Raw genomic sequence first — 5,066 nt, 5'->3', positions numbered from 1 at the left:
TCCAAAAAAACTGCATTTATAAATTGTACAATCTTAGATGGAACTAAGGATATGATTCCACAAGAAAACATGACTGTACTTGTGGAGGATAAAAAAATTATCGACATAAAAAAATCAAACGATACTTTATCTGGTTACGACGTAATTGATTTAGATGGACGCTACTTACTGCCTGGACTTATAAATTTACACGTACATCTCCCAGGAAGCGGTAAACCATCAGATAATGCTCAAAGCCCTAAAAAAGTGCAAAAGCTCATGAAAAATCCTATCTCAAGATTTGTAGTGAGAAAAATGTGCGCTAACTACGCCAAAACTCAGCTACTATCTGGTACGACTACTATCAGAACAGTCGGCGGTCTCGGGAATATAGATTCTACTATTAGAAATAAAATCAACTCAGGCGAAATTTTAGGACCTAGAATGCTAGTATCTGATATGGCTATTTCAGTTCCAGGTGGTCATATGGCAGGCGTACTTGCATATGAAGCAACTAGCGAAGAAGAATGCAAAGCTTTAATCAGAAAAATCGCCGAAAATAAACCTGATTTAATTAAATTAATGGTAACTGGCGGTGTTTTAGATGCGACTGTCAAGGGCGAACCAGGTGTACTTAGAATGCCTTATGAATATGTTAAAGCATGTTGTGATGAAGCTCATAGACTTGGATATCCAGTAGCAGCACATGTAGAGAGCCCAGAAGGAGTCAAGGTAGCGCTAAAAGCAGGTGTAGATACTATAGAACACAGCGCTGTGATGGACGAAGAAATTTTAACATTATTTAAAGAAAAAGGTGCCAGCAACATATGCACAATTTCACCAGGGCTACCTCTTGCCAAGCTAGATCCAAAGCTAACAGGAAGCACAGAGCTAACTAAGTTTAACGGAAACATCGTGCTAGACGGAATCATCTCATCAGCCAAAGCAGCACTTGAAAACGACATTCCAGTCGGACTAGGTACAGACAGCGCTTGTCCTTTTATAACTCAATACGATATGTGGAGAGAGATTTATTACTTCAGCAAATTTGTAGGTGTTTCAAATTCCTTTGCAATACACACAGCCACACTTAAAAACGCCGAAATCATCGGTCTTGACAAGGAAATAGGCTCTATAGAAGTAGGTAAATACGCCGATATGTTGATTGTAGATAAAAATCCTATTGACGATTTAAAAGCACTTCGTACTCCTTATATGGTAGTTGCAAACGGAAATGTTATAAAGGAACCTAAGATTAAGAAGATAGCTATTATAGAAGAATCTCTAGATAGTCAATTATAGAAAACCTTCAAAGTTGTATGGTTACATTCAGTAGATATACAACTTTAATTTGTGTACTAAAAAATAATTTAATAAATACAATATTTTTTAATCCATTTTATTCCAAAAGTAGTATAATGTATACAATAAATATTTTTTAAGAGGGTGATCTATATGTTTAAAAAAACAGCATTTATAAACTGTACAGTATTAAATGGGACAAAAGATATGGCCCCACAAGAAAATATGTCAGTATTGGTAGAAGGTAAAAAAATTACTGATATAAAAAAATCAATTGATACTTCAATTGATGACCTAGATGGTTATGAAGTAATCGATTTAGGAGGTCGTTACTTATTACCTGGACTAATAAACCTACATGTCCATCTTGCAGGAAGTGGTGCTCCATCAAGTAAGATACCATCTCTTGAAGAAGCACAAAAAATTACATCAGATCCTAATTTAAAGGCAGAAGCAGTAAAAACTTGCGCTGATTATGCTAAAACTCAATTGTTGTCTGGTACAACTACTATTAGAACAGTAGGTGATATTGACAACGTGGTTTCTACTGTTAGAAATAAAATCAACGCTGGTGAAATTGTAGGACCTAGAATATTAGCAGCCGATATGGCAATTTCTGTTCCAGGAGGTCATATGGCAGGTATTCTTGCATATGAAGCAACTAGCGAAGAAGAATGTAAGGAACTAGTTAGAAAAGTTGCCGAAAATAAACCTGATTTAATTAAATTAATGGTAACTGGTGGTGTCTTAGATGCAACTGTCAAAGGTGAACCAGGTATACTTAGAATGCCTTATGAATATGTTAAAGCTTGTTGTGATGAAGCTCACAAACTTGGACTCAAAGTAGCTGCACACGTAGAAAGTCCTGAAGGTGTTAAGGTCGCACTAAAAGGTGGTGTAGATACTATAGAACATAGTGCTAAACCAGATGACGAAATTATAAAATTATTTAAAGAAACAGGTGCAAGTGATACATGTACAATATCACCAGCAATACCTCTTGCAAAGCTAGATCCAGAGCTTACAGGAAGCACAGAACTTACAAAATACAATGGAAATGTAGTACTAGAAGGAATTATTTCATCAGCTAAAGCAGCTCTTGAAAATGGAATACCTGTTGGACTTGGTACAGATAGTGCTTGTCCTTTTGTAACTCAATACGATATGTGGAGAGAATTGGCTTACTTCAAGAAATTTGTAGGTGTTTCAGCTTCTTTTGCAATACATACAGCTACACTTGGAAATGCTAAAATAGCAGGTATAGATAAAGAAACTGGATCTATAGAAGTAGGTAAATGCGCTGATATGTTAATCGTAAACGAAAATCCTCTAGATGATTTAACAGTACTTCGTAATCCTTATATGGTAGTTGGAAACGGAAACGTTATAAAAGAACCTAAAGTAGATAAAATACCTGTTATAGAAGAAGCTCTAGATGGTCAATTATAAAATTATATTTGTTTTAAAATTGATATAATATGAAAATAGGAGATAGTTCGATAATTGAACATCTCCTATTTTATTATTTAGCTTTATAAACAGTATTTCCTTCTTTTATAGTTTCTAATACTTTTATATTTCTTATCTCGTCGATATCTACCTTAAGTGGATTTTTATCTAGGATAACTAAATCAGCCAATTTATTTTCTTTAATAGTTCCCTTTATATCCTCTTCAAAATACTGATAAGCGGCATTTTTAGTCACAGCCTCTATCGCAGCAAGTACTGGTATTCTTTGATTTTCACCTAGAACCGTTCCGTCCTTCATTTTTCTAGCAGCTGCTATCCATATAGTTTCAAGCATATTTGGTTCTATAACTGGAGCATCTTGGTGGAACGTAAACTTGATACCTTCATCTAGTGCAGTCTTAGTTGGAGATATCTTGCTCGCTCTGTCAAGCCCAAAGTTTTCGACATGTATATGTCCCCAGTGGTAGACATGCCCCACGAAAAACGACGGTATCATTCCCAATCTCTTGACTTCTGGCAATTGGTCTACTCCAATCAGCTGTGCATGTATTATAACTGGTCTTATGTCTTCCGTAGTGTTTAATTTTTCCTTAGCTATTTTGTATTGTTCTAAGTACTGAGCCACAGCAGCATCACCGTTGCAGTGAGCTAGAAGCTGCATATTTTCTTTTAGAGCTATTTCTATTTGCTTCTCTAATTCTTCTTCACTCATTACAGGATAAGCTCTGTATCCCTCTTGACCCTTGTAATCAGTTCTCATATAAGCAGTTCTCGCCTGTGGTGAACCGTCTAGAAAAGTCTTGAAGCCTCCGATTTTGAAATGGTTATGGTACTCTTTTACACAGCCCTGCATTTTTTCCAAAACCTTGTCCTTTTCTTTTATATCTACGTATCCTATATAGTCTAGCTTAAGCATTTTCGAATGTGCTATATAAGCCAATAAATCAGCTAATAAAGGCATGACCATTCCCTCTTGCATAGTAGTTATACCATAAGAAGCGTAGTCATCCTGTGCTTTTATAACTGCCTTCATAAGTTCTTCTGTAGATGGCATCGGAACTCTTTGGACGTTGTTGATAAACGCATTTTCCTCAAGGTATCCAGTAAGCTCGCCATTTTCCTTGAAAATAACTCCACCCTCTGGATCTGGTGTATCGTTAGTTATGCCTAGCTCCTTCATTGCTAGTGAATTTGCCACACCGTTGTGACCTGATTTGTTAGAAATTATAAGCGGATTTTCAGGTGCTATTTTATCTAGAAAGTCAATTCTCGGATAAGTTTTCTCTGCTAATGTGTTGTAGTCAAAATTATTGGCAGTTATCCAAGCTCCCTTTTGGATGTCATTTTTCTCGATAAATGATTTTATCCTGTCCGCTATATCCTCAAAATCCACAGCATCTTCTAATGATACTTGTAGCTTTGAATTTGCATATCCAAAGAAATGACTGTGCGCATCTATAAACGATGGCATTAAAGTATTCCCTTGTAAATCTACCATTTCCGCATCTTCATTTCCATTTAGTAGCTCGTCTTTTTTGCCTACACTCAGTATTTTACCATTTTCAACCAATACAGCATCTGCATATAGATTGTCTTCTAAAGTTATGATATCTCCATTGTAAAAAAGTTTTTTTGTCATAATCAAACCTCTCTTCACAATTATTGATTATTAAATTAATAATTGTCTATATTTTTTACATTTTTATTTATTAAAATGTATTATGTTGAAATAAAATTTCAATCATATGTACAAATACTTTTTTAGTATATCATAAAAATATAGATTACAATATTGCTAAATTAATGAAAAACAATTGATAACAATTTTATCACTCGTCGGTACATAAAACACAAGACCTGCTATTGCTAATAAAATATACAAAACTAAAATTGTAAGCAAAATAATTCCTATAGTTTTCCAAATTCTGCGAGAACGTCTATTTTTTATAGCTAACTGTTCATTAATTCTAGAAAGCTGTTCGGCAACTTCATTATTAGTTTTTTCTGTTTCTATATCTGCACCCAATAATTGTTTTATATCTACTTCCAGTATATCTGCAATTTTTTATAAAGTTTCTGCATCTGGAACAGAATAGCCCTTCTCCCATTTTGATACTGTCTGACGAACCACCTTTAACCTTATAGCTAGTTCTTCCTGAGTTAATCCTTTATTCTTTCTCAATGTTTTTATATTTTCTCCAAGCATTTCACACCGCCCCCTTAATTTTTATAATAACATAGTAGTTAAACTATGCTATTACATCAAGCAATGCAAATTAACATTGGGATATATAAAATATTTTATATTTTTTTCT

At 34.5% G+C, this 5,066-nt stretch carries 5 protein-coding genes; 2 read left to right on the top strand and 3 right to left on the bottom strand.

From position 1 onward, the window contains the following. Both SPD90_RS03220 and SPD90_RS03215 read left to right on the top strand, forming a co-directional pair. Nucleotides 1-1,281, top strand: a 1,281-nt coding sequence (locus tag SPD90_RS03220; RefSeq protein WP_320924289.1) for an amidohydrolase family protein, incomplete at its 5' end; no start/stop codon positions are given. A 153-nt stretch (nt 1,282-1,434) separates the two neighbouring features. Next, a complete protein-coding gene (locus SPD90_RS03215) occupies nt 1,435-2,730 on the top strand; it encodes an amidohydrolase family protein (protein WP_320625378.1) in 1,296 nt (431 codons plus the stop codon). A gap of 73 nt (nt 2,731-2,803) precedes the next feature. On the opposite strand, the gene SPD90_RS03210 is transcribed toward SPD90_RS03215, so the two are convergent. From SPD90_RS03210 to SPD90_RS03200, 3 genes are all read right to left on the bottom strand, one after another. Then, nucleotides 2,804-4,390, bottom strand: coding sequence for an amidohydrolase (locus SPD90_RS03210; protein WP_320924288.1), 1,587 nt, complete (start codon nt 4,388-4,390; stop codon nt 2,804-2,806). A 156-nt stretch (nt 4,391-4,546) separates the two neighbouring features. Next, complete coding sequence (locus SPD90_RS03205; protein WP_320924287.1) at nt 4,547-4,777, bottom strand: hypothetical protein; 231 nt, start codon at nt 4,775-4,777, stop codon at nt 4,547-4,549. A 39-nt stretch (nt 4,778-4,816) separates the two neighbouring features. Then, nucleotides 4,817-4,957, bottom strand: a complete 141-nt coding sequence (locus SPD90_RS03200) for a helix-turn-helix domain-containing protein (RefSeq protein ID WP_320924286.1) — start codon at nt 4,955-4,957, stop codon at nt 4,817-4,819. Nucleotides 4,958-5,066 lie beyond the last annotated feature (109 nt).

Origin of the sequence: Intestinibacter sp., assembly GCF_034113885.1 — a bacterium.
Lineage (GTDB): Bacteria > Bacillota > Clostridia > Peptostreptococcales > Peptostreptococcaceae > Intestinibacter.
Note: the sequence above shows the minus strand (reverse complement) of the source record. Positions and strands in the feature narration are given on the sequence as shown.